Consider the following 25298-nt stretch of genomic DNA (forward strand, 5'->3'; position numbering starts at 1 on the left):
ATGCGGCGGAGCGGTTCAGTTCCGCACGGGAGAATCGACCCATTATGACAGACGACGCACTGCCCTTGATCTACGCAATCGCCGACATTCACGGGCGTGCCGATCTTCTCGAAGCCATGCTCGATCACATCGCGGACGTCGCGAACAAAGGTTCGATCAAGCCGGTCGTGATCTTCCTGGGTGATCTGATCGACCGGGGACCGCGCAGCCCGCTGGTGCTCGATCTCGTCGCCTCGACGCTGGACCGCTATCCGGGTTCGGCCCTGATTCTCGGCAATCACGACTTTTACCTGCGGGCGCTGCTGCGCGAGGATCTTGCGCCCGAGGACGCCGTCAACTGGATGGACTGGGGTGGCGTGGCAACCGTCAGCGCCTATTCCAGCCGGCCGGTTCCCGATTTCAAGGGCATCGCTGCCGACATTCGCGGCACCTTTCCCGGTCATGCCGATCTTCTGGACAACGCGCTGACCTACAGGCAGATCGGGCGCTACTGTTTCGTCCACGCCGGCATCCGTCCAGGTGTCGCTTTGGCCGAGCAGACGGATTATGACCTTAGATGGATACGAGCGGGCTTCCTCGACCATGTCGATCCCTTCGATCACATCGTGGTCCACGGCCATACGATCACCAATTCGCTGCGCCCCGAGGTCTATGACAATCGCATCGCGCTCGATACCGCCGCCTACCGCACCGGCCGCCTCAGCGCCGCCGTCATCCGCCACGACAGGCTGTCGCATTTCGTCTGCACCAGGCTGACGCCGTCAGGCGAGATCGCGATGGAGGACTGGCCGGCCTGAGCGCCGTAGTGGTTTCTTCACAGATCTCTCCGCTGATGTCCGGAAGGTGAACCGCCCGTTCATGTAGGCTTCATCCGGCGGTTGTTACCGTGGTTCATCGAAAACAGAAATGAATCAGCGGGACAAGTTAACCATGCAGCACCCTGCCGCTCCATCGGCCGGCCGAGATCCGCGCTTGGATTTCTTTCGTGGCCTGGCCCTGGTGATGATCTTCATCAACCACGTGCCTGGCAACATGTTGGAAGCCGTCACGTCGAAGAACTTCGGCTTCTCCGACGCGGCCGAGGCTTTCGTGCTGATGTCCGGCATGTCCGCCGGTCTCGCCTATTCCAACGCCTATGCCCGCGATCGCATCAACGCGGTCGCGCGTATCCTGCGCCGCGCCGGCCGGCTTTACGGCGTCCACCTGCTGACAACGGTTCTGGCCGTCATCGTCCTGATGACCGGCCACGATTTCCTGGGCACGACCGCGCTTTCGGAGCGCGTCAACATGATGTCCTATCTGGAAGCGCCGTGGACGACCGCGCTCGGCGTTCTCACGATGACGCACCAGCTGGGCTACTTCAACATTCTTCCGCTTTACATGCTGCTTTTGGCGGCAACGCCGGTCTTTCTCGCCCTCGCCGCCCGAAGCCGCGTTCTCCTGCTGTCGGTGTCGGTATCGATCTGGGCCATCGCGGGATGGAACAATATCAACCTGCCCAATTTTCCCACCGACGGGTCCTGGTTCCTCAATCCCTTCTCCTGGCAGCTGATCTACTGCATAGGCCTGTGCGCGGGTATTTCGGCCAAGAAGGGTGAGACCTTTGTCGGCTACAGCCCCGTCCTGATGACGGTCGCGATCACCTATCTCGGCTTTTCGATGTTCGTCATCCAGGGACAAAACTATGAGCTGACGGCCTGGGGCGACAGTCCCGCGCTTCTGGCCGGTTTTGACAAGGGCATCCTGCCGCTGCCGCGACTGATGCATGCCCTGGCGCTGGCATATGTCGTTTCGCAGATCGCCGTGTTCCGCACGATCGCGGGAAGTGCCAAGCTGGCCGCCGTGTCTTTGCTTGGAAAGCAGGGCCTTGCCGTGTTTGCCTGGGGCTCGCTTGCCGCCATCGTATTGCAGGTGCTGAGAGAGGCGTATGTGTTCTCGTCGGCGGTCGAAATCACGACGCTCATGATCGGCCTGGCGATCCAGTACGCCGTCGCCCAGCGCTTGGAGACCGCCAAGGTGGTGGTCAAGAAGCAGGCACGGGTGGCGTAGCGAATCGACGGGCGCGATCCCCCAGTGCTCTCGCTGACTGGGAGCAAGCCGAAGTTGATAAACGAAAGCCATGAGCGCGCTCTGGTTACTTTCGGCGCGAAATCACGAAAGTTTCATCCCCGGTTTGTGAATGCTTAACCTCATGGGTGATGTAAGCCCGTGACGAAATTGCCGGGGTATATCGTGACCTTTCTCTCAAATCTGAAAATCGCGCACCGCGTGATGTTGCTTGCCATGTTGGCGTTGATCGGGATCGTCGCGATTTCCGCGATCTTCATCGGCCAGCGGCAGGTGGAGGCCCGCTACCGCGAGACCGCCGACCGCCTTGCGACGCAGCAACGCGATGTCGCGGCCGCGCGGGACGACATTCGCAGCACGTTGTTGTGGGAAAAGGAGTTTCTTCTTACCCGGCAGCTCGGCGCTGTCGATGAGTTCGACAAGGCCTTTCAGAAGGCGAACTCGGTGATCGATCGGCTGAAGGGCGATGCCGGCGCCGAGCAGGCCGCGAAGCTGGCTGTGTTGAGTGTCGCGCTGCAGTCCTATGCCGGCACGTTTTCGGTCCTTGTGTCGAAGGACAAGGAATTGGGGCTCGATCCGTCGCAGGGGCTGGAAGGCGCCATGCGCGACGCCGTCCATTCGATCGAAACCCAGCTTGAGGGCGTGGCGGATGCGGAGCTGAAGGCCAGCATGCTCACGATGCGGCGGCACGAGAAGGACTTCATCCTGCGCCGAAACCCTGACTACCTGGTGAAGCATGCCGCCGAAGTCGAGACCTTCACGGAATTGATGAAGAAGTCATTCCGGCCCGGCGCGCAACGCATGCGGCTCGCCCAGGCGCTCTCCGTCTATCAAAGTGCGTTCCGTCTGTACGCCCAGGCAACGCTGGAGGAGGCCTTGGCGCGTGATGCCGTCGGTGCGGCATATGCCGCTGTGCAGCCGGTGCTTGCCGACATCATCGATAGCTACGCCGTCGAGCAGGCCGCGACGCTTGAGGAAAACGACCGCATCGGTCAGCGCAACATCACCATTGTTGTCGGGTTGATCGCCGCCGCGATCGGTCTCATCCTGCTCAGCGTGTGGCTGATCGGCCGGTCTATCAGCGCGCCCATCCTGACGATCACGGCGGCGATGCGCCGTCTGGCGGAAGGCGATACCGCCGAGACCGCGCCCGGCGCGGCAAGGCGTGATGAAGTGGGCGCGATGGCGAAGGCGCTCGAAGTGTTCCGGCAGCAAGCGATTGCCGCGGCCGCGCTGGAGGCGGAGGCAGCGGTCGCGCGCCGGGATGCCGAGGCGAACCGCGCCCAGATGCAGGCGCAGGCCGAAGCACTGGCGCGCGAACGACTGTTGCAGGCGACCGGCGATCTCGGTGCTGGCCTGAAGCGACTGGCGGCAGGCGACCTCTCCTTCCAGCTCGTCGATCCCTTCGCTTCGGATTTCGAGAGCCTACGCGACGATCTGAATACGACGTTGAAACAACTGGCCGATGTCATGGGCGAGATCATGCAATCCAGCCATTCCATCGACAACGGCACGCAGGAAATCAGCAGTGGCGCAAACCAGTTGGCGCAACGAACGGAACGCCAGGCGGCCTTGCTGGAGCAGACCGCCGCCGCGCTCGACGAGATCACGGCGAATGTGTTGAACGCGACGAAGCGTGTAGAGGATGCCCAGCAGGTGGCGCGCGAGGCCGATGACAGCGCGTCGAAGGGTGCCGTGCTTGTCGACGAGGCGGTCTCGGTGATGGAGCGGATCGAAGGATCGTCGAAGCGGATCGCGAGCATCATCGCGACGATCGACCAGATCGCCTTCCAGACCAATCTGCTTGCGCTCAACGCCGGCGTCGAGGCGGCTCGTGCCGGCGAGGCCGGGCGTGGCTTCGCGGTCGTGGCGCACGAGGTTCGCGAGCTGGCGCAGCGATCCGCCAACGCCGCCAAGGAGATCAAGGCGCTGATCGAAGGCTCGACGCGTGAAGTGGACGAGGGAGTGCGCGTCGTCAGGAACACAGGGGAAGCGCTTCACGGCATTGGCAGGCACGTCGTCGCCATCAACCGGCATATGGAAGCGATCGCGTTGTCCTCGCGCGAACAAAGCATTGGGCTGGCCGAAATCAACACGGCGATGAACGGCATGGATCAGGATACCCAGCAGAACGCCGCCATGGTCGAGGAAAGCAATGCCGCCTCGGCGGTTCTTGCCGGTGAGGCCAACCGTCTGCGCGAACTCGTCTCGGTATTCACGGTAAACGCGGACCACGGACGCGAGCGCTCGACGGAGTTGCGATTGGTCGGTGGGGGCCGGCGCTGAGCAACATCGCTTCGCGCGGGACCTTGCGGCTCGGCCAGTCTCAGGAAGGGATGGCCGGGCCGGCTTCGTCACATCTCTTGGGGCTCACCGATGTATTCCGCCGCGTCGGCGTGATATAATAAGATAATAGGCGATGTCTGTTGTCGATTGTCCGTATCGGAATGGTCACATGAGCGATGTCGAGGCCCTTTTTGCCGCCCTGCGACAGGCGGCCGACGCCGAGACGGCGGAGTGCATCGAAGCCGTTGTCGCGCGCGGTGCTGATCGCGACCTCAACCGTATCAACGTGCTTGCGTTCGCAGGCGGACATCGGCTCGACGAGGAGCGGACGATCGCCGCGTTCCTGCATGCGGCGCGTCTCGGCATTTTCGACATGACCTGGAACGTGCTCTGCCCGGGCTGCGGCGGGGTGCTGGACACAGGAGCAAGCCTGAAGGGCGTCGTCCATGATGTCTATCACTGCGGGCTGTGCGCCGCGGGATACGAGCCGACGCTCGACGAGATGGTGGAAGTGACGTTCACCGTGAACCCTCGAGTGCGCCGCATCGCCGCGCACGATCCCGATCTCCTGCCGCCGCTCGAATATTACCGGCAGATGTTCTTCAGTTCCGGCGTCGATCTGCCTGACGATCTGGAAGAGAAGTTCGCGCCCATTCAATTGGAGATGATCGAGCTGGCACCGGGCGAAAAGGCCTTCGTCTCGCTGCAGCTGCCGTCCAAGTTCGTGATCATCTTCGACGCGGTGACGCATGCCGCGCAGTTCATCGATGTCCAGGGGGAGCCCACCAGCGAGCGCCAGTCGCTGTCGATGGTCATCACCCGGAGCCATGTTCTAAGCGAGACGATTACTCTGCGTCCGGGCCTGCTCAGGCTCGCGCTTGAAAACCACACGGACCGCAGGGTGGTGCCGAATGTCTGTGTTGCCGGCGACGAACTGCATGATTTGCTGGGGCGCAGGCGGCCGTTTCTGACCGCAAAGCGCCTGCTGACCAACCAGAGCTTTCGCGACATATTCAGAACCGACACGCTTGACGTCGATCAGCGCCTGAAGATCACCAGCCTGACCTTCCTGTTCACCGATCTGAGGGGTTCGACGGCGCTCTACGAACGCGTCGGCGACATCGCGGCCTTCGATCTCGTCCGGTCCCATTTCCGCGTCCTCAACGAGATCGTCGCCGCCGAGACGGGGGCTGTGGTCAAGACCATAGGCGATGCCGTGATGGCGAGCTTTCCAACCCCCGACCGCGCGGTGGCGGCGGCTCTGCGGATGCGTCAGGCGATGCTGCGCCTGAACGCCGAGCACGGCGCCGACGATCTTCTCCTGAAGATCGGCATCCATGAGGGCTCATGCCTCGCCGTCAACCTGAACGATCGCCAGGATTATTTCGGCCAGACGGTCAACATCGCCTCACGCGTCCAGGGTCTCGCCGACCCGAACGTGATCATGACCACGGAGGCCGTCGTGCACGACAGCCGTGTGTCGGACATGCTGCGGGAGCGCAGTGTCCAGTCGGTGTCCCGCATGGCCGAGCTCCAGGGCATCGGCCGCGAGGTCAGGATTTTCGCGCTGTCGTGATCGCCGCTCCGGTCACTCCCCCGCCGCGCCGTTCAGGCGCTGATCGACCAGCGACAGCCAGTAGCGGACGCCGTGGACGATGGCGCCGTCGTTGAAATCGTAGGCCGGGTTGTGCAGATCGGCGCTGTCGCCGTTGCCGAGCCAGATCAGTGCGCCGGGACGCTTTTCCAGCATGTAGGAGAAGTCTTCCGAGCCCATCGTCGCGGGCCAGTCGGTATCGACCTTCTCGGCGCCGGCAACCGCGGCGGCGGCCTTGGCGGCGAGCTTCGTCTTTACCGGATCGTTGACGGTCACGGGATAACCGGGGCGCCAGTCGATCACGGCTTCGGAGCCGAAGGACTTCGCGGTGCTGGAGACGACCTCGCGGAACCGTTCCTCGACCATTTTGCGGGTCTCGGTGTTCATGGTGCGGATGGTGCCGCCGAGGCGGATCGCGGCCGGGATGACATTCAGCGCGCCGGCATTGCCGCCCTCGAGATAGGTGATCGACACGACCACGGGATCGAAGGGGTTGGTGAAGCGCGATGCGATCGCCTGCAACGCCACGATCATCTGGGCGCCGGCGACCACCGGGTCATGGGAGAGATGCGGATAGGCGGCGTGGCCGCCCTTGCCGTTGATCGTGATCACGAAGCGGTCGCCTCCAGCCATCATCGGGCCGCCGCGGATCGCGAAGGAACCGATATCGAGGCCCGGCTGGTTGTGCATGCCGTAGACCTCCTCGATGCCGAAGCGTTCGAGCACACCTTCCTCGATCATCACCCGCGCGCCGGCGCCGCCTTCCTCCGCCGGCTGGAAGATCAGCACCACCTTGCCCGCGAAATCGCGGCTTTCGGCCAGCTGCTTGGCGGTCGCGAGCAGCATGGCGGTATGCCCGTCATGACCGCAGGCATGCATCATGTTCTCCACCTTCGAGGCATAGGGCAGGTTCGTCTGCTCGGCCATCGGCAGCGCATCCATGTCGGAGCGCAGCGCGATCGTGCGGCCCGGACCCCTGGTGCCGTTGATGACGGCGACCACGCCGGTCTTGGCGATGCCGGTGACGACCTCGTCGCAGCCGAATTCCGTGAGTTTCTCCGTCACCAGCGCGGCCGTCTTCGGCAGGTCGAACAGCAGTTCGGGATGCTGGTGGATCGTTCGGCGCCAGCCCTTGGCTTCATCGGCGAGCGCGTCGAGGGAGGGAACGGAAAAGGTCATGCTTGCTCCAGGTCACTGTATAAATGCCGCCGCCGACGGGGCCGGAACATCCGGCATCGGCTGGCGTAGCATACGCAAAAATCGGTCATCAATCGCGCGAAGATATCCGCAACCGTGCCGCTTTCAACCAACTTATCGGTGATAGCTCACAGCGTGATCAATATACCGTCAATCGAGCATGACCATATGCGCCGGCAGTTGCTCCTCGAAAAATTTCGAGAAAGTCGCGATACGCGGCGGCAGGGCCTGATATGGCGGGTAATAAAGCGTCAGCCAAAGCTCCGGCGGCGCCCAGCCCGGCAAGACGTGAACCAGGCGGCCCGTGCGGATGTGCCCGGCGATGTGAAAGCCCGGAAGCATGGCGACGCCGAGGCCATCGGCGGCCATATCGGCTAGCACCTCGCCGTTGTTGGCGCTGAATGCGCGTCCGGCCGTGATCGAGATGCTCGATCCTCCGTCCGACAGCGCCCAGTGCTCCCGCCGGCTTTCGCCGCTGTAGGCCAGGCAATCGTCCGGCGTCAGTTCGTTGGGATGCTGCATCCGCGTGAACCGGCTGCCCGGCGCCGCCACCAGTATCCTCGGCACCGCCCGGATCTTGCGCCAGATGGTGAACTTGTCCGAGGGAGCGGAGGAAATGCGAATCGCGAGATCGTAATCGTCGTCGATGATGTTCACGAGGCCGTCCGAGAGCGAAACCTCGAAGCTCATCTTCGGATAGAGGTCGCGGAAGCCCGACAGGATCGGCGTCAGTACCGTCTTGCCGAGCCAGGTCGGCGCGCTGATCCGCAACCGGCCCTGATCGGATTTGTGCGCGTTCCTGACGTCCTTGCGCGCGTTTTCCAATGCTTCGACAGCCGGCTGGATCTGCGCGGCGAAGACGGCGCCATCCGTCGTCAGCGATACCTGGCGCGTGGTGCGCACGAAGAGCTGGACGCCGAGATCGTCTTCGAGTGCCGCGATCGCGCGGGTGACGGCGGCGGGTGTCATGTCGAGCTCGCGGGCGACCTGAGCGAAGTTGCGCTTTTCGGCGGCAAGCAGGAAGGTTTTCAGAGCTTTATAGTCGTTCATCTCAATTATTTCAAAAATCGCAATTCATTCGACAGGAATATTGCAATTCCGCAATGCAATCAACCCGGTTACATCTCTGGTCATCGAAACGGCAACGCCCACAGAGAAAGGCAACGGCCATGATCAAGGATATCAAGGGACTGCACCACGTCACTTCGATGGCGTCGGATGCCCGAGAGAACAACCGGTTCTTCACCAGCGCACTCGGCCTGCGTCGCGTCAAGAAGACCGTCAATTTCGACGACCCGAGCGTCTACCACCTCTACTACGGCGATGAAAACGGCACGCCCGGCACGGTCATGACCTACTTTCCTTTCCCGCACATGATGACCGGCCGTCCCGGCGTCGGTGAAGTCAGCGAGACGCAGTTCTCCATCCCGAGGGGATCGCTGGCTTTCTGGAAGGACCGTTTGACGGCCCAGGGTGTTGTCGGTCTGAAGACCGACACGGTGTTCGGCGCCAAGCGCCTGCGCTTTGCCGGCCCTGATGGCGACGGACTGGCGCTGATCGAAACCGCCGAAGATGCCCGCGCCCCATGGCTTGCCGAAGGCATCTCGGAAGACAACGCGATCCGCGGCTTTTCCGGTGCGCGCTTCGACCTGCACGACACCGCCGCGACATCGGAACTGCTGCAGTTCATGGGCTATGAGCGCGCCGAGGTCGAAGGTGACGTCACGCGGTTCATCATTCCCGGTGGCAATGGTGCAGACACAATCGACATCGCGTCGCTGCAGAAAACGCCGTTTGCCCGCCAGGGCGCCGGCTCGGTCCACCACATCGCCTTTGCCGTCGAGAACCGCGAGAAGCAACTCGAGGTGCGCAAGGCCCTGATGGACACGGGTTACCAGGTGACGCCGGTGATCGACCGCGACTACTTCTGGGCGATCTACTTCAGAACGCCGGGCGGGATCCTGTTCGAAATCGCAACCAACGAACCCGGGTTCGACCGCGACGAAGATACTGCCCACCTGGGCGAGGCCCTGAAGCTGCCGAGCCGGTATGAAGCCTATCGCGGCCAGATCGAAGAGAACCTGGTCCCGCTGGCCGCATAACCCGCACGGCAAGCCGCCGCGCATCTCTAACGCCAATAATTTCCGCCTTCGAACGGCTGCCTGAAACAGGCAGCCGACCGCCGGAGGCATCCCAATCCTTAACCGCCATGCCGGCGATCAAAAACGTAAATGGAGAAATCAAATGTCCAAGCTCGAAGTCCTGACCCCCGCAAACAGCCAGCTTATCTTCATCGACCAGCAGCCGCAGATGGCGTTCGGCGTGCAGTCGATCGATCGCCAGACGCTGAAGAACAACGTCGTCGGTCTCGCCAAGGCGGCCAGGATCTTCGACATCCCGACCACGATCACGACGGTCGAGACGGAAAGCTTCTCCGGCAATACCTTCCCGGAATTGCTCGGCGTCTTCCCCGAAAACGACATTCTGGAGCGCACATCCATGAATTCCTGGGACGACCAGAACGTTCGCGACGCCCTTGCCAGGAACGCCGCAAGCGGTCGCAAGAAGATCGTCGTGTCCGGTCTCTGGACGGAAGTGTGCAACACCACCTTCGCACTGTCGGCCCTCCATGACGTCCCTGACTACGAGATCTACATGGTTGCCGACGCCTCCGGCGGCACCTCGGTCGACGCCCATAAATATGCGATGGACCGCATGGTGCAGGCCGGCGTCATCCCCGTGACCTGGCAGCAGGTCCTGCTCGAATGGCAGCGCGACTGGGCCCGCAAGGAAACCTACAACGCGGTCACCGCGCTGGTGAAGGAACATTCCGGCGCCTACGGAATGGGCATCGACTATGCGGTCACGCATGTCCATGGCGGCGACGAGCGGGTCGGCCACGGCAAGCGCATCGGCCCCAACCCAGCCAGATAATCAGCATCATCGCCGCTTCCGCCGGATCGAGTGTCCAAAAGCGGAAGCGGCTTTCATTGATCGATCGAGGAATGCCCCCATGAAACTCTATCTACTGTCCATCGGCGCCGGTCTTCTGGTCGGTATTGTCTACAGCCTGCTCAATGTGCGCTCTCCCGCGCCGCCGGTCGTGGCCCTTGTCGGGCTGCTTGGCATTCTGCTCGGCGAACAGCTCATTCCCTTCGCGAAGACACTGATCGCCAGGGAGCCGGCGGCGATGTCGTGGATCAACCAGATCAAGCCTCACATGTTCGGGCACATGCCGAAGGGCGAGGGCCGAACTGACGTCGCTGCGTCTCGCCAGGATCAGTCCGCATCTGATAGCTGAGACCGCAAGGGGAGATTCGCCTGCAGTGGGCGCTTGCCGCAACGCAAAGCATTGAAATCAATCTTAATAATGAAGCCAGGAGCATATCCCATGTTCGCCGACCTCATCCTCCACCATGGTCTAATCACCACGCTCGACCGCACCAATCCGACCGCCAGCGCCGTCGCCATCAAGGACGGGACCTTTCTCGATGTCGGTACCGATGCCGAGATCATGGCGCTCGCCGGCCCGGATACCAAGATCGTCGATCTCAAGGGCAAGCGCGTCCTGCCCGGCCTGATCGACAACCATACCCACGTCGTGCGCGGCGGGCTGAACTACAACATGGAACTGCGCTGGGATGGCGTGCGTTCGCTGGCCGATGCCATGGACATGCTGAAGCGCCAGGTGGCGATCACGCCGGCCCCGCAATGGGTTCGCGTCGTCGGCGGCTTCACCGAACACCAGTTCGCCGAAAAGCGCCTGCCGACAATCGAGGAAATCAATGCGGTCGCGCCCGATACGCCGGTGTTTCTGCTGCATCTCTACGACCGCGCGCTCTTGAACGGTGCTGCGCTCCGCGCCGTCGGCTACACCCGCGATACGCCCAACCCGCCCGGCGGCGAGATCACCCGCGATGCCAACGGCAACCCGACCGGCATGCTTCTTGCCAAGCCGAACGCCGGCATTCTTTACTCGACGCTCGCCAAGGGCCCGAAGCTGCCCTTCGACTACCAGGTCAATTCGACCCGACACTTCATGCGCGAACTGAACCGGCTGGGCGTTACCGGCGTGATCGATGCCGGCGGTGGCAACCAGAATTATCCGGATGACTACGAGGTCATCCAGAGGCTCTCCGACGAAAACCAGCTCACCGTTCGTCTCGCCTATAACCTCTTCACGCAGAAGCCGAAGGCAGAGAAAGAGGATTTCCTCAACTGGACGTCCTCGGTCAAATACAAGCAGGGCAACGACTACTTCCGCCACAACGGCGCCGGCGAGATGCTGGTCTTCTCCGCCGCCGACTTCGAGGATTTCCGCCAGCCGCGCCCGGAAATGGCACCGGAGATGGAAGGCGAGCTCGAGGAGGTCGTGCGCGTTCTCGCCGAAAACCGCTGGCCCTGGCGCATGCACGCCACCTATGACGAAACGATCTCCCGTGCGCTCGACGTATTCGAGAAGGTCGACAAGGACATTCCGCTGGCCGGTCTCAACTGGTTCTTCGACCATGCCGAGACCATTTCCGAGCGCTCGATCGACCGTATCGCGGCGCTTGGCGGCGGCATCGCCACGCAGCACCGCATGGCCTATCAGGGCGAATATTTCGTCGAGCGCTATGGCCACGGCGTCGCCGAAGCCACGCCGCCGATCAAGCGCATGATCGAGAAGGGCGTCAATGTTTCGGCCGGCACCGACGCCACCCGCGTCGCCTCCTATAATCCTTGGGTGTCGCTCTCCTGGATGGTGACGGGCAAGACGGTCGGCGGCATGCAGCTCTATCCGCGCGCCAATTGCCTCGACCGCGAGACCGCGCTGCGCATGTGGACGGAAAAGGTCACCTGGTTCTCCAACGAAGAGGGGAAGAAGGGCCGCATCGAGAAGGGCCAGTTCGCCGACCTCGTGGTGCCGAGCAAGGACTTCTTTGCCTGCGCCGAGGACGAGATCTCCTTCCTGACGTCGGAGCTGACCATGGTCGGCGGCAAGATCGTCTATGGCGCCGGCGACTTCAAGGCGCTCGACGAAAGCAACATCCCGCCAGCCATGCCGGACTGGTCTCCGGTGCGCAAATTCGGCGGTTACGCCGCCTGGGGCGAGCCCGATGGCGCCGGCGCCCGCTCGCTGCGCCGAACCGCCATTTCCACCTGCGGCTGCGCCAGCGACTGCGGCGTCCACGGCCACGACCATGCCGGCGCGTGGACATCCAGGCTGCCGACAGCGGATCTCAAGGGCTTCTTCGGCGCGCTCGGATGCTCCTGCTGGGCTGTTTGATACTGGCGCGATAACCGAACGACGCATCGTACCGGGCATCGGGTATTGGGCAGCGTGGAGCCGCTGCCCAAGCATTTTCAAACAGCAAAAGCCCCCGGCTCATAATTGCGAATATTGCAATTAAATCGAAACTATTGGTGCAATTGTTGGTGGCAGTGGTTCTCGCCAATATGGCTACATCTTCGATGTCAGCAAGGGATCTGAAATATGAGCACCGCAAAATCCTCAGGGGGCAGTTTCGCTCCACTCGCGCAACCCGTCTTCGCCGTTCTCTGGGCGGCCACCGTTCTCGGCAATACCGGCAGCTTCATGCGCGATGTCGCCAGCTCCTGGCTGATGACCGATCTCTCGGCCTCGTCGGCCGCGGTCGCCATGGTCCAGGCGGCGGGCACGCTGCCGATCTTCCTTCTTGCCATTCCGGCGGGCGTTCTGACCGACATTCTCGACCGCCGCAAATTCCTGATCGCCGTCCAGCTGCTGCTTGCCTCCGTCAGCATCAGCCTGATGCTTCTTGCCCAGACGGGCATGCTTTCCGTCAGCGCCCTCATCGGTCTCACCTTCCTCGGCGGCATCGGCGCGGCGCTCATGGGGCCGACATGGCAGGCGATCGTGCCCGAGCTCGTCAAGCGCGAGGACGTCAAGAGCGCGGTGGCGCTGAATTCGCTCGGCATCAACATCGCCCGTTCGATCGGCCCTGCGGCCGGCGGCATTCTGCTTGCCGCGTTCGGCGCGGGTCTCACCTATGGCGCCGACGTTGCGAGCTATATCATCGTTATCGCCGCGCTGGTCTGGTGGCCGCGCGCCAGAAACGCGAACGATGTCCTGCAGGAAAATTTCCTCGGCGCCTTCCGGGCCGGCCTTCGCTACACCCGCGCCAGCCGCCCGCTGCATGTCGTCCTGCTGCGTGCGGCCATCTTCTTCGCCTTCGCCAGCGCCGTCTGGGCCTTGCTGCCGCTCGTCGCCCGCCAGCTTCTCGGCGGTGATGCAAGCTTCTACGGGATTCTGCTTGGCGCCGTCGGCGCCGGTGCGATCGGCGGAGCGCTGGTCATGCCGAAGCTGCGTCAGCGTCTGAGCGCCGACGGGCTTCTGCTTGGCGCGGCTATCACCACCGCTGTCGTCATGGCCGTCCTGTCGCTCGCTCCGCCGAAGGCGGTTGCGATCGTCGCTCTCCTTTTCCTCGGCAGCGCATGGATCACCGCTCTGACGACGCTCAATGGCGCGGCGCAGGCTGTCCTTCCGAACTGGGTGCGTGGTCGCGGTCTTGCCGTCTACCTCACCGTTTTCAACGGCGCGATGACAGCGGGCAGCCTCGGCTGGGGCGCCGTTGGCGAAGCGGTCGGTGTCCCTTATGCCCTGTTGATCGGCGCGGTCGGTCTGCTCGTCGCGGGTCTCATCATGCACCGCGTGAAGCTGCCTGCCGGCGATGCCGATCTGGTGCCGTCGAGCCACTGGCCGGAGCCGCTTGTCGCCGAACCCGTCGCCCATGATCGTGGGCCGGTGCTGATCCTGATCGAATACAATGTCGAGAAGCACGACCGTTCGGCCTTCCTTCGCGCCCTGAACGACATGTCGCAGGAACGCCGCCGGGATGGCGCCTATGGCTGGGGTGTCACGGAAGACTCCGCTGATCCGCGAAAGATCGTCGAATGGTTCATGGTGGAATCCTGGGCGGAGCATCTCAGGCAGCATAAGCGGGTGTCGAACGCCGACGCCGACCTGCAGAGCAAGGTGCTTGGCTATCATGCCGGCCCGGAAACGCCTGTCGTCCGCCACTTCCTGACGATCAATCGCCCCGGCAAAGCCTGACAGCAAGAAGAGAAGACAAGGGGACCACTTCGGTCCCCTTGCTCGTCATCATTGCATGGCGGCCCGGCAGAAGGCTTCGAACTCCCTGGCCGGCGCCGTCCGGTGGCGTTCCTTGTGTCTGAGAAGCGTAAAGCGACGTGGCGGGAGGTCGAATTCGAGGATCTGCAACTGCCCGTTCTCGACGAAGGGTGCGACGATCGTCTCCGACAACGCCGTCACGCAGCCGCCGCTTCTGACGGCGCTCAAGAGCGCTTCGTTGGAGGGCAGGATGAGTGAGATCTCAAGCTCCCGAGGGTTCACGGAGAGCTCGATGAGCGCCTGTTCCAGAACCGCGCGCGTTCCCGATCCGCGTTCCCGCATGATCCATCGCAGCCGCGACAGATCGGTCACGTTCTCCGCCTCGTGGAATTTCGAGGCCGCGACGACGACCAGCTTGTCGCTGGCGATGGTGGAGGTGGACAAGGCCGGTTCGTCGAGTATTCCCTCGATGAAACCAAGCTCGGCGTCGCCATTGATGACGGCTGCCGCGACGGTGGCGGTATTGCCGATCGTCAGGTTGACGTCGATGCCGGGATAGGCCTGAGAAAAGCCGAGCAGGCGTGGTGGCAGCCAGTAGTTCGCGATCGTCTGGCTCGCCTGGACGTCGAGGATGCCGGTCTTGAGGTTGCCGAGTTCGGCCAGAACGGCCTCCGCCGCCTTCACCTTCGCCAGCGTTTCCTTGGCCTCGCGCAGGAATACGCGTCCTTCGCGGGTCAGCTGTATGCCACGGCCCACCCTGTCGAACAGCTTCACCTCATAGAAGGTCTCAAGCGATTTGATAGCCGCGCTGACGGCCGATGGCGTCAGCCGTAACGATTGCGCCGCCTGCGTCAGATGCTGCCGCTCGGCGGTCGCAACGAAGATAACCAGCTGCTCGAATGTCATCGTGAATCTTTGCGAATTCAGAATGGAAAGCTGTCATCATACGATGGATTCTAACGATTGACCACGAAGTGTCTTTCCGGCCTAGGCTCTTTTCCGCATCATGAACATCAGGAATGGTGCGCCGATCATGGCGGAGACCAGACCAGCAGGGATCTGGTAAGGAGACACGATCATACGTCCCAGGAAATCGGCGGTCACCATGAGCGCCCCGCCGATGAAAGCTGCGCCGACCATTTGCGGCAATGCGCGCGTCAGGCCGGCCTCCCGCGCCAGATGCGGTCCCATCAGGCCGACGAACGACAGGGGACCGACGGTCAGCGTCGCCGCGCCGGTCATCAGGCCCGCCAGCGCGAAGAGAACAAGCCTCGATTTCGCCAGCGATATGCCGACGGCCGATGTCGGCGAGGGGCCGAGCGGAAGGATATCGAGCCAGCGCCGGCTCGCGAAAGCCATGGCCATCAACACGGCGCCGATCCCCATTTCCGCCACGGCGGTCGGTCCGTCGACCAGATAGGTCGAGCCGCTCATCCAGCGCATGAGCAGGGCCGCTCTCGGATCGCCCGTGGAGCTCAACACGCCGACGACGGCATCGACCATCGCGCTCAACGCAATGCCCGCGAGCAGAACGCGCTCGGGAGAAAAGCCGGATCGCCGGGAGCTCAGGAAAATGACCGAAAGCACGCCGATCGCGCCGGCAACGGCGAACGTGAACTGGCCGAAGAGGCCCGGCGCAATCGCAAACAGGCCGATGGCGACGCCGAACGTGGAACCCGCGCTGATGCCCAGAACCTCGGGGCTCGACATCTCGTTGCCGGTGAGCCGCTGAAGGATCGAACCGGCGACGGCAAGCATTGCTCCCGAGGCCAAGGCGGCGAAGACCTTCGGCGCCCGGATGGCGAGGATCTCCGATGCGATGTCGCCGGACAGGATCGAAAGGCCGCCGTCGATGCCACGTCCGACGAAGAGGCTGATGGCCAGGGCCAGCAACAGCCCAACCGCGGCGACGGCGATCGATGCCGTCGCGTGTGATCGCCGTGGCCTGATCCAGGTGGAAGATTGCTGTATCCGATGGCGGATCTTCAGGCGGGGCAGCAGCGCCAGCAGAAGGGGGGATCCGAAGATTGCCGTCACCGCGCCCGTCGGAAGGAAGTCGCCTATTCCACCGGAGACCAGCTGGAGTACGGCATCGGCGCAAAATAGCAGGCTGGCCCCGATGAGCGGCGACCAGAAGATCAGTTGCCCCGGACGCCGGGCGCCCGACAGCCGCGAAAGCGTCGGCGCGACCAGGCCGATAAAGCTGATCACCCCGATAGCGCTGGTAACGAAGGCGGCAAGCGCCACGGCGCAGGCGATGGCGATGAAGCGGAGCCGTCCCACCCTGACACCGAGCGAGGAGGAGCTGCTATCGCCGAGATCGAGGATGGACAGCGGCCTTACGATCAAGGCGCAAACGACCGCCACCGCCGCCATTTTCCATGCCAGGGAGACAGGGATGGCCCAGCTCTGTTGCGACAGCGATCCGCTTCCCCAGATGAACAGGCTCGCGAGATAGCGCTGGTTGAGATAGGTGAGGATGGCGGAGAGGCCGCCGCACCACAGGCTCAGCACCAGTCCTGACAGCACCAGCGAATAGGGCGAAAACCCGCGTCGCGCGCCGAGACCGAGCACGATCACCGCGGCAATCGTGCTCCCGCCGAGCGCAACGAGATCGCGGCTGGCTCCAAGCAGCCCCGGAACGAAGAGCGACGCCACCACCAGTGCGAGGTTCGCGCCCGCCGAGACGCCGAGCGTCGTCGGATCGGCTAGAGGATTGCGCAGAACCTGCTGGAACAGGGCGCCGGCCAGCGCAAGCGCCGCGCCGACAAGGATTGCCGTCGCCAGACGCGGGAGCGTCGAATAATAGAGCACCAATCGCGTGGCGTCGTAGCTTGCGTCGGAGGGCCCGCTCAAGGAGGGCGTCACGAGCAGCAGCGAGGCGCCGCTTCCGACGATGAGAAACATGGCGACGACGAGCGCGGGTCCGAGGACGTCTCGGCGAGGGATGATCATTGGTCGCGCTCCAGAAGATCAGTCAGAAGACCGGCAAACCGGACGGCTTCGTTCACCATTCCGAACATCAGGGCCGGGGCAAGGATCGACAGCTGTCCGGGGCGTGCGAATGGAAGCCGGTTCCAAAGCGGGCTCTCGGCAAGTTTCGGCAGGACATCCGGCGGCACGGGATCAAAGGCCACCAGGCGTGCGTTCGGGTCCGTGATCTTGGCCAGCTCCTCGATGCCGATGGTTTCGAAGCCCCAAAAGTTCGATTGCTTCGTCCAGGCGTTCGGGACGCCGAGCCGCTCGAGCACGCCGTGAAACAGCCCAGGGTTCGAATAGATGCGGACGTGACGCGAATCCATGAAGTTCACCAACGCGATCGGCGGTATGTCTTTTCCCGCCAGCCGCTGGCGGCAACGCTCGAAGAAGGTTTCGGATTGCTGCAGGAACGCTTCTGCCTCCCTCTCGCGGCCTATTTCCGCGGACAGCTTGCGTGTCGCGGCAATCGCCGAGCCAAGAACGGGTCCGCTGTCGGGCGTGAATATCTCCAGGCGGACGATCTTCCCATAGGGCTTCAGCCTGGGCTGCAGCTCGTCGAGATAAGGTGTCGTCAGGATGATGTCGGGTTTCAGCTGGGCCAGGATTTCGAGGTTCACCTCGAACGAGCTGCCGATATCGACCACGGAAGCCGGCATGGCCGGCTCGACCACCCACCGACTCCAGTCCGCCAGATCGGATATGCCGACGGGCGGCAGGCCGAGCGACAGAAGCGTGGACGACAAGCCATAGTCGAGGCTGACGATCCGTTGGCCGGATGCCTGAGCGAACACGGGGGCGGGGACGACCGTCATCGCCGCCGCATATCGCAGAAAGGCTCTTCGCGAGACGGACATCGGAACCCCGGACTTAGCAGGCATAGGCGAGCGGGTGGTTCAGATTGGGCGCGGAGATAACATTCATGTCGATCCCGTAAATATCGTGCAGCGTGTCGGGCACGAGTATTGTGGCCGGCGTGCCGCTGGCAACGACGTGGCCGCGCTTGAGTGCATGAATGCGATCGCAGAAGCGCGCCGCCATGTTGATATCGTGAAGGACGATCACCACGCTCCGGCCGCCTTCATGCGCAAGGCGACGCACGAGTGAAAGCACCTCGATCTGGTGGGCGACATCGAGCGCCGCCGTGGGTTCGTCGAGCAGCAGACAGCGCGCGTCCTGCGCGACCAGCATCGCGATCCAGGCGCGCTGTCGTTCGCCGCCGGAGAGCGTACCCACCAGGCGATCGGCAAGCATCTCTATGTGTGTCGCGGCAAGCGCCGCATCGACCTTGCCCTTGTCGATCTCGGAAAAACGACCGAGCGCTCCGTGCCATGGATAGCGTCCGCAACCGACAAGTTCGCGAACCGTCATCTCCAGGCCCGTGTTCAGATCCTGCGGCAGGTAGGCGACGGCTCGCGCGAAATCGCGGTCGCCATAATGGCCGAGTTCGCGGCCGCCACAGGTGATCGTTCCCGATGTGGACGACAGTTGCCGTCCAAGGATCTTCAAGAGACTGGATTTGCCCGATCCGTTATGCCCGACCAAGGCCACCACTTCGCCTGCCGGAAATTCGAGACTGACATCGGACAGGATCGGGTTGCCCTGGATCGAAAGACCTACGTTTCTGACTTCAAAGGCTTTTTCCGACTGGGGCATGTCCTGCGCGGGCTTTTGCGAGGTCAAGGTGTTTCCTCTTCGATTGAGCGTCGACTATCAGGTCGGCTGTTGATCATCGTCCGCGCGAGCGCGTTCAAACGCGATACTCACGGCGCGATTGACGGCCGGCCCGAGCACGGACATGTGCGTCTGTCCCGCGAAGAGCTCGAACTGCGTGCGTATCCCGGTGGCGGGATCATGCAGCCGATCCGCCATCTCGCGGGCGAGCGCCACGGTGCGTTCGCTCTTCCTCTTCTCGATGCGCGATGCCGCGTCCTCGTTGTGATACTGGAAGGGCGCAAGCGCGTCCCCCTCATACTCGCCGGCCGACAGGTGAAGGAAGACCGACGGGCCGGCAACAGGCTGCCGGCCTGCCTCGTTGTTCAGGATTTCGCTCGCCTCCCAGTAGATGGTCGGACTGGCGGCGATCCAGTTGGCGAAAAGGCTCGGGCGTTCGAACAGCGCGTAAAGCGCGAAAAGCCCGCCGAAGGAATGCCCGAATAGCGATCTGCGCGCCGGATCGATGCGTGTCATCGCGTCAAGCCGCGGAAAAAGCCGATGCTCGATGAAGTCGACGAGCTGACCGCTGCCGCCGATGCGAACGGGAGGCCCTCCCTCGACATAGGGCGGATAGGACTTGACCGGCGGAGGGCCGAGATCCCAGGCTCTGCGCATTCCATCATATGCTTCGTCGGTGGGATAGCCGATCGCGGCAACAACCCCCCAGTCGACATTGGTGCCGCTGGGGTAGGGCGCCTGTGTCACGGTGCTGGCGAAGGCGAAGGGGAAGGTTGCATTGCCGTCGGTCATCACCAGAAGAGGCCAGCCGCCGGCGGGCGGCTCTTCCTTTGGGATGAACAGCAGGATACGATAGGGATCGCCACCGTCCATCGGCTCCAGTTCAAACTGAACCGTTCCCGGCAAGGCATGAGCCTTTTCAGTCATGTTCGTTCCGCCATGTTCGCTCCGCTTGTCGCTTGCGTCGATCGGCGACCGGCCACGGGGCCGGTTACCACTTGAACTTCAGCGACCCCATGACCGTCCGACCCCGGCCGGTATAGCAATAGCCGTCTGTGCAGACCTCTTCGCGCCGGTCGGCGAGGTTGGTGGCGCTGACCGCGAGCGACAGGCCCTTGAGATCGGGAGACGCAGCGCCGAAATCGTAGGAGACCGCCGCATCGAAATAGGCGGCGCCGCCGTTCTTCGCCGTGTTCGCATCGCTGGTGTAGGAGCTGCTCATGGCCCGGACGCCGCCACCGATCGTCAGGCCGGGGACGACCGAGGTCTCCGGCATCTGATAGTTCACCCACAAGGAGGCGACGTGGCGCGGCACCGTGGAGGGGGCATTGCCGATCACCGAAGCGTTGTTGTTGCCGGTGATTTCCGCATTGGCGTAGGTGTAGGCCGCGATCAGGCTGATGCCGTTGTCGAACTCGGTGCGGCCTTCCAGTTCGAAACCGGTGTAGGTGTTCTCTCCGGAGTTCTCGGAAAACAGGAAGTTGGAAGCATATTGCGGCTTGCCGGTTTCGACCAGCCGATAGACGGCACCGCTCAGCGAGTAGTTTTCACCTTCCGGCTGGTACTTGACGCCGACTTCGATCTGGCGCCCCTTGGTGGGATCGAGAACCGAGCCGTCTTCCGACAGGGCCGTCGACGGGACGAACGACGTTCCGTAGTTGACATAGGGTGCGATGCCGTTGTCGAACAGATAGAGAAGCCCCACCTGGCCGGAAAGGACGCCGTCGTTCTTCTCGCTGGTCGAGCCGCCGGTGCCCTTCACGGTGGTTTCCTGGTTTGCCCAGTCGTAGCGAAGACCCGCCACGGCGCGCCAGTTGCCGATTTCCATCTGGTCCTGCGCATAGATGCCGGTCTGGTTGAGGCTGCTGCCCGTGAAGTAGCTGAGCGCGGGAAGAGGCACGCCGGCGGCGGGCGTGTTGGCCGCTACGCTGCCGGTGCCGCTGGCGAAGTCGGACGAAACCCAGGTGTAGTCGAGGCCCGTGAGCAGCGTGTGGGAGACGTTGCCGGTATCGAACTGGCTTTCGAGCTGGTTGTCGATCTGGTAGCTGCGCATGCTCTCCGTCACCGCGGTCGTCGGCCAGCTGCCGTCAGTGTTGACGAGAATGCGGTTCAGGTAATTGGCCTTCAGGTCGACATCGCCGGCGCGGGCGTTCTGGCGGAAGGTCAGGCCGTTGTCGAACTTCTGCTCGAACTGGTAACCGAGCTGGTACTGCTCGACCGTCTGGCTGTTGAAATCCGGGTCGGTGTAGAGGAAGACGTCATCGCCCTGCAGGTAGCTCCAGGCGCTGGCGCCGGTCTCGCTTTTCTGCGCCAGACCGTAGACCGTGAAGGTCGTGTCCTCGCTTGGCTTCCAGGTGGCGGACGGCTGCAGGAGGTAGCGGTCGTCGGCGATGTCGTAGCTTCCTTCGCCTTCGCGCGCCAAGCCGACCAGACGGTAGTCGATTTCGTCATTGATCGCTCCGCCAAAGTCGAAGGCGACCTGCTTGCGGCCGATCGTGCCGTATTGCAGCTCGACTTCGCGATGTTCTTCGGCGAGCGGCAGCTTCGAGATGCGGTTGACGATGCCGGCGGCGCTGGCCGCGCCATACATCACCGATACCGGGCCCTTCAGGACCTCGATACGATCCACCGTGTAGACTTCCGTCATGAACGAGCCGTAGTTCATGATCGGCTGGCGCAGGCCATCGCGGAAATCGCCCGTCGTCGTGGTCTCGATGCCGCGAATGTAGATCTGGTCGAATCGCGGGTCGTAGCCGAACGCGCCGGTCGTTACGCCGGAGCTGTATCGGGCCGCCTGGATCATGTCGGTGACGGCGCGCTGTTCCATCTCCTCGCCGGTGACGACGGATACGGAGCGTGGTGTCTCGACCAGCGGGGTATCCGTCTTCGTGCCTGAGATCGTGCGCTTGGGCACGACCGTGCTGTTGTCCTCGCTGATGGACCGGGGATTGGCCTTGTCGCCGCTGATCGTGATTGTCTGGAGGTCCGTGGCGTTGCCGTCCTGGGCGGCGGCCGCGTATGCGTTCAGCACCGTTGCCGCGACGATACCGGCAAGCATCGTCGAACTCAGGAGGCCGCGATGCTTAGGGGTTCGTTGGAAAGAAAATGACATGGCGCGGACCCTTCCCGGCAAGCAGAGGCGCCGGCGGACAGCTGACGCAAACTAAAATATCAAGACGGCGTTTCGCATTGCAGCAAAACATGCCGCCGTTGCGCGCATCAATAAAAACATAACTAAAAGAGTCAAGATAATGATTGGCCTTTTTCGACCAATTTTCACAAGCTTTTCAAGGTGGCTCCTCAGCGCTCACTTGAATGTGTTTGCGGACGACACGACGAAGCCCGCCTGTGCGCCGCGCGCATCCGCTCGCTTCACTGGCTCCAAGTCCGGTTGGATGCAAGTGCCGTCGGCGGGCGGCAGAGGGTCGCCGGCCGCGGCACTTGCGCGTGTATTGTCGGTTGTCTGGTCCGGTGATCCCGCGCCGCCGCCGGCGGTCAGGCTTTCAGAAGAGCGGCATTGTCGGCCGCGTATTCCTCGACCGAACGCGGCACCCTGCCGGTGAGGGTCTCGACGTCGCCGGTCACGGCGGAGGTCCAGCCCTGGCGGACAGGGTAGAAGATGGAGGCGAGGAAATGCGCGTAGTCTCCAGGCACGCCCGCGCCGGTCAGGATGCCGACAAAGGCGTCGTCCGTGATCGCCTCGTATTCAACCGGCCGGCCGACGACATTCGCAATGATCGACGCGGCCTGCGCATAGGAGAGGGCTTCAGGGCCCGTGAGGTTGAAGGCGCGACCGTGGAACTGGGGCGAACTCAGAGCGGCAACCGCGCAGGCCGCTATATCGCGCGCGTCGATGAAGCTGCTCTTGCCTTCGCCCGCGGGAAGCGCGATCCGGCCGTGGTCGATGCCCGGCTTCCAGAAGGTATGGAAGTTGTCCGAAAACCAGTTCGGCCGCAGGATCACGTAAGGGATGGCCGCCTTTTCCAGCGCGATCTCGACCTGTCGGTAGGGAATGCTGTCATCGGCATCGACCCCGAAAACGCTCTGGAACACCACCTTGACCTTGCGCTCGATCGCGGTCTCGATGATCGGCGACAGCAATTCCTTGACGTTCACATAGCCGGAAGGCAGCAGGACATAGGCCTAAAATTCGCCGGGGCCTTTCGGCCCCGGCGCTTTTGCTTCCATCACTGGCGGGAGGTCAGGTCGTCGGGCAATTCGGCATTGTGGTACTTGCGGTAGATGTCGCGCAGCACCTTGTTTTCGAAATTGGTCTTGACCCACCCGTCGAGCCAGCCCTTCAGAGCTGTTTCGCCCTTCGGGATACCGATACCGAGATTGGTTTCCTTCTGGGTGAACTTCACCTGCAGCGGATTGGCGGTCATTTTCTTGTTGATGCCGTTGATGACGGCCGACTGGCTGGAGAGGATGTCGACCTGGCCCGAGACAACCGAGGTGATAAGCGTCGCATCATCCTCGAAGCGGACGATATCTGCGCCCTTGGCCTTGGCGGTGATGTCCTGGTCGTTGGTTGTGGCGCGCGTCACGCCGATGCGCTTGCCGTCGAGATCGGCATAGTCCTTGATCGCGACGTCAGCCGGGCCGGCAACGACGAGAGCGAGCGTCGCGTAAGGAACGGAGTAGTCGATCGCCTTCTTGCGCTCTTCGGTGATGCCAAGCGACGAGACGACCATGTCGGCTTTGCCGGTCTGAACCGAGGGAACGCGGGCGGCGTTGGTGATTTCCACCAACTCCAGTTCGACGCCGAGATCCTTGGCGATCAGCCTGGCGGTTTCGACATCCGAGCCGGTCGGCTTCAGATTTTCATCGACGAAGGAATATTCCGGAATGCCCATCGCCACGGCGATGCGGACCTTCCCGGCCTTCTTGATGTTTTCAAGCACGTCGGCATTGGCGACCGATGCAAAGGCCAGCAGGCCCGCGCCGGCGATAAGCGCCAGTTTCGAAATCATTTTCGTCGGCATATGAGTCTCCTCTCTCGTTTACCCGACCCTGCGGTTTCGCGCAGGTCCTCCTCCTGAGCTCACAGCTCTTCGGCCATGAACTCCTTCAGTTCCGGCGTCCGCGGATTGGAGAGGATGTCAGCCCCTCCAGTCTCCCAGACCTTGCCGGTATGCATGTAGATGACGCGATTGGCGGCCCGCTTGGCGAAGCCCATTTCATGCGTGACGACGATCATCGTCATGCCGCCGCGGGCGAGATCTTCCATGACGCGTAGAACTTCGCCGGTCAGTTTAGGATCGAGCGCCGAGGTCACTTCGTCGAACAGCATCACCTTCGGCTGCATCGCGAGAGAACGGGCGATCGCCACGCGCTGCTGCTGGCCACCGGAGAGCTGTTCCGGATAGTTGTCGATCTTCTCCGACAGGCCGACCTTGGCGAGGACCTGCCTGGCGATCTCATGCGCCTGGTCCTTGCGCATGTTTTTCACGCGGCGCAGCGCCAGCATGATGTTTTCGGCGACGGTCATGTGCGGGAAGAGATTGTAGCTCTGGAACACCATGCCGATATCGCGGCGCAGGGCGCGCAGATCGAGCTTCGGATCCTCGACGCGGTGGCCGCAGACCTCGATCGTGCCGTCCTGGATCGTCTCCAGCCGGTTGATGCAGCGCAGCGCCGTGCTCTTGCCGGAGCCCGACTGGCCGATCAATGCCACGACCTCGCCGGCATTGATCTCGAAGGACACGCCCTTCAGCACCTCGAGGGCACCGAAACGCTTGACGACATTGGTGAGTTTAACGGCGGCCGGCATTGAGTTTCCTCTCAAGCGAACGGCTCCAGACCGACAGCGGATAGCAGACGCAGAAGTAGAAGAGCGCTGCGACGCCGAAGACCAGGAACGGCTGGAACAGGGAGTTGTTGATGACCTGCGCCGCGCGCGTCAGCTCCAGGAAGCCGACCACGGATGCGAGCGAGGTGTTCTTGACGAGCTGGACGAGAAAACCGACCGTCGGCGGCGTGGCGATCTTTAGCGCCTGCGGCAGTATGACGTCGCGCAATGCCTGCCAGCGACTGAGCCCCAGGCATTCGGCCGCCTCGAATTGCGTCTTGGCGATCGATTCCACCGCGCCGCGCCAGATCTCGCCGAGATAGGAGCTCGAATAGACCATCATGCCGAGACCGGCAGCAACGAGCGGCGGCACCGAGATGCCGAAGACGCCGAGGCCGAAATAGAGCAGGAACATCTGGATCAGCAGCGGCGTGCCCTGGACGATCTGGATGTAGACGAGCGCCGTGCGCCGCAGCCAGCGGAAGCGCGAGATGCGCGCAAGCATGACGAAGAAGCCGGCAATGCCGCCGAGCACGAAGGCCAGCGCCGAGAGCACGACGGTCCAGAGCAGGCCGTTGAGCAGGTAGAAGAGATGATTGGTCGAAAACGCGCCGAGCATC

The 25298-nt window shown here is 62.9% G+C and carries 20 protein-coding genes and 1 pseudogene; 9 read left to right on the forward strand and 12 right to left on the reverse strand.

All coding sequences use genetic code 11. The features are described 5' to 3' along the window. Window positions 1-44: 44 nt before the first annotated feature. The 4 genes from GGQ67_RS03110 to GGQ67_RS03125 all read left to right on the forward strand — a co-directional run bounded on the left by GGQ67_RS03110 (window position 45) and on the right by GGQ67_RS03125 (window position 5929). Window positions 45-797 carry a metallophosphoesterase gene (locus tag GGQ67_RS03110; RefSeq protein WP_183898697.1) on the forward strand — a complete coding sequence of 251 codons (753 nt, stop codon included), beginning with the start codon at window positions 45-47 and terminating at the stop codon, window positions 795-797. 175 nt (window positions 798-972) lie between these two features. Beyond that, window positions 973-2049, forward strand: coding sequence for an OpgC family protein (locus GGQ67_RS03115; RefSeq protein ID WP_246400077.1), 1077 nt, complete (start codon window positions 973-975; stop codon window positions 2047-2049). A 222-nt stretch (window positions 2050-2271) separates the two neighbouring features. After that, window positions 2272-4353, forward strand: coding sequence for a methyl-accepting chemotaxis protein (locus tag GGQ67_RS03120; protein ID WP_183898876.1), 2082 nt, complete (start codon window positions 2272-2274; stop codon window positions 4351-4353). Window positions 4354-4522: 169 nt separating this feature from the next. Beyond that, on the forward strand, window positions 4523-5929 hold the full coding sequence (locus tag GGQ67_RS03125) for an adenylate/guanylate cyclase domain-containing protein (protein ID WP_183898699.1): 1407 nt from the start codon (window positions 4523-4525) through the stop codon (window positions 5927-5929). A gap of 12 nt (window positions 5930-5941) precedes the next feature. On the opposite strand, the gene GGQ67_RS03130 is transcribed toward GGQ67_RS03125, so the two are convergent. Both GGQ67_RS03130 and GGQ67_RS03135 read right to left on the reverse strand, forming a co-directional pair. Further along, window positions 5942-7126, reverse strand: a complete 1185-nt coding sequence (locus GGQ67_RS03130; RefSeq protein ID WP_183898700.1) for a M20 aminoacylase family protein — start codon at window positions 7124-7126, stop codon at window positions 5942-5944. Between the two features lie 168 nt (window positions 7127-7294). After that, window positions 7295-8194 carry a LysR family transcriptional regulator gene (locus GGQ67_RS03135; protein ID WP_183898701.1) on the reverse strand — a complete coding sequence of 300 codons (900 nt, stop codon included), beginning with the start codon at window positions 8192-8194 and terminating at the stop codon, window positions 7295-7297. A 119-nt stretch (window positions 8195-8313) separates the two neighbouring features. On the opposite strand from GGQ67_RS03135, the gene GGQ67_RS03140 reads away from it, so the two are divergent. From GGQ67_RS03140 to GGQ67_RS03160, 5 genes are all read left to right on the forward strand, one after another. Then, window positions 8314-9246 (forward strand): VOC family protein, encoded by a 933-nt coding sequence (locus GGQ67_RS03140; RefSeq protein WP_183898702.1) that lies wholly within the window; start codon window positions 8314-8316, stop codon window positions 9244-9246. 142 nt (window positions 9247-9388) lie between these two features. After that, complete coding sequence (locus GGQ67_RS03145; RefSeq protein WP_183898703.1) at window positions 9389-10078, forward strand: hydrolase; 690 nt, start codon at window positions 9389-9391, stop codon at window positions 10076-10078. Window positions 10079-10157: 79 nt separating this feature from the next. Next, on the forward strand, window positions 10158-10445 hold the full coding sequence (locus GGQ67_RS03150) for a XapX domain-containing protein (protein ID WP_183898704.1): 288 nt from the start codon (window positions 10158-10160) through the stop codon (window positions 10443-10445). Between the two features lie 90 nt (window positions 10446-10535). Then, the gene (locus GGQ67_RS03155) at window positions 10536-12413 is read left to right on the forward strand and encodes an amidohydrolase (protein ID WP_183898705.1); all 1878 of its coding nucleotides are present in this window, start codon (window positions 10536-10538) and stop codon (window positions 12411-12413) included. A 207-nt stretch (window positions 12414-12620) separates the two neighbouring features. Next, entirely contained in the window at window positions 12621-14219 is a 1599-nt protein-coding gene (locus GGQ67_RS03160) for an MFS transporter (RefSeq protein WP_183898706.1), read from the forward strand. Window positions 14220-14267: 48 nt separating this feature from the next. Here the strand turns inward: GGQ67_RS03160 and GGQ67_RS03165 are convergent, their stop codons facing one another. The 10 genes and pseudogenes from GGQ67_RS03165 to GGQ67_RS03210 all read right to left on the reverse strand — a co-directional run bounded on the left by GGQ67_RS03165 (window position 14268) and on the right by GGQ67_RS03210 (window position 25297). Beyond that, window positions 14268-15143 (reverse strand): LysR substrate-binding domain-containing protein, encoded by an 876-nt coding sequence (locus GGQ67_RS03165; RefSeq protein ID WP_183898707.1) that lies wholly within the window; start codon window positions 15141-15143, stop codon window positions 14268-14270. Between the two features lie 81 nt (window positions 15144-15224). Continuing rightward, entirely contained in the window at window positions 15225-17192 is a 1968-nt protein-coding gene (gene fhuB / locus GGQ67_RS03170; RefSeq protein WP_210279502.1) for a Fe(3+)-hydroxamate ABC transporter permease FhuB, read from the reverse strand. Then, window positions 17189-18070 carry an iron-siderophore ABC transporter substrate-binding protein gene (locus GGQ67_RS03175; protein WP_183898708.1) on the reverse strand — a complete coding sequence of 294 codons (882 nt, stop codon included), beginning with the start codon at window positions 18068-18070 and terminating at the stop codon, window positions 17189-17191. Before GGQ67_RS03175 ends, fhuB begins: the two co-directional genes overlap by 4 nt. Before the next feature lie 13 nt (window positions 18071-18083). Next, the gene (locus GGQ67_RS03180; RefSeq protein WP_183898878.1) at window positions 18084-18869 is read right to left on the reverse strand and encodes an ABC transporter ATP-binding protein; all 786 of its coding nucleotides are present in this window, start codon (window positions 18867-18869) and stop codon (window positions 18084-18086) included. A 57-nt stretch (window positions 18870-18926) separates the two neighbouring features. Then, window positions 18927-19814 (reverse strand): alpha/beta hydrolase, encoded by an 888-nt coding sequence (locus GGQ67_RS03185; protein WP_183898709.1) that lies wholly within the window; start codon window positions 19812-19814, stop codon window positions 18927-18929. Between the two features lie 64 nt (window positions 19815-19878). Then, complete coding sequence (locus tag GGQ67_RS03190; RefSeq protein ID WP_246400078.1) at window positions 19879-21945, reverse strand: TonB-dependent siderophore receptor; 2067 nt, start codon at window positions 21943-21945, stop codon at window positions 19879-19881. A gap of 437 nt (window positions 21946-22382) precedes the next feature. Continuing rightward, a pseudogene (locus GGQ67_RS03195) lies at window positions 22383-23030 on the reverse strand (NmrA family NAD(P)-binding protein); the annotation flags it as partial. A 44-nt stretch (window positions 23031-23074) separates the two neighbouring features. Next, window positions 23075-23872 (reverse strand): transporter substrate-binding domain-containing protein, encoded by a 798-nt coding sequence (locus GGQ67_RS03200; RefSeq protein WP_183898711.1) that lies wholly within the window; start codon window positions 23870-23872, stop codon window positions 23075-23077. Window positions 23873-23931: 59 nt separating this feature from the next. Then, on the reverse strand, window positions 23932-24660 hold the full coding sequence (locus GGQ67_RS03205; RefSeq protein ID WP_183898712.1) for an amino acid ABC transporter ATP-binding protein: 729 nt from the start codon (window positions 24658-24660) through the stop codon (window positions 23932-23934). Further along, complete coding sequence (locus GGQ67_RS03210; RefSeq protein ID WP_183898880.1) at window positions 24644-25297, reverse strand: amino acid ABC transporter permease; 654 nt, start codon at window positions 25295-25297, stop codon at window positions 24644-24646. Before GGQ67_RS03210 ends, GGQ67_RS03205 begins: the two co-directional genes overlap by 17 nt. Between the last annotated feature and the right edge of the window lies 1 nt (window position 25298).

The organism is Rhizobium metallidurans (genome assembly GCF_014196505.1).
Classification (GTDB): Bacteria; Pseudomonadota; Alphaproteobacteria; order Rhizobiales; family Rhizobiaceae; genus Rhizobium; species Rhizobium metallidurans.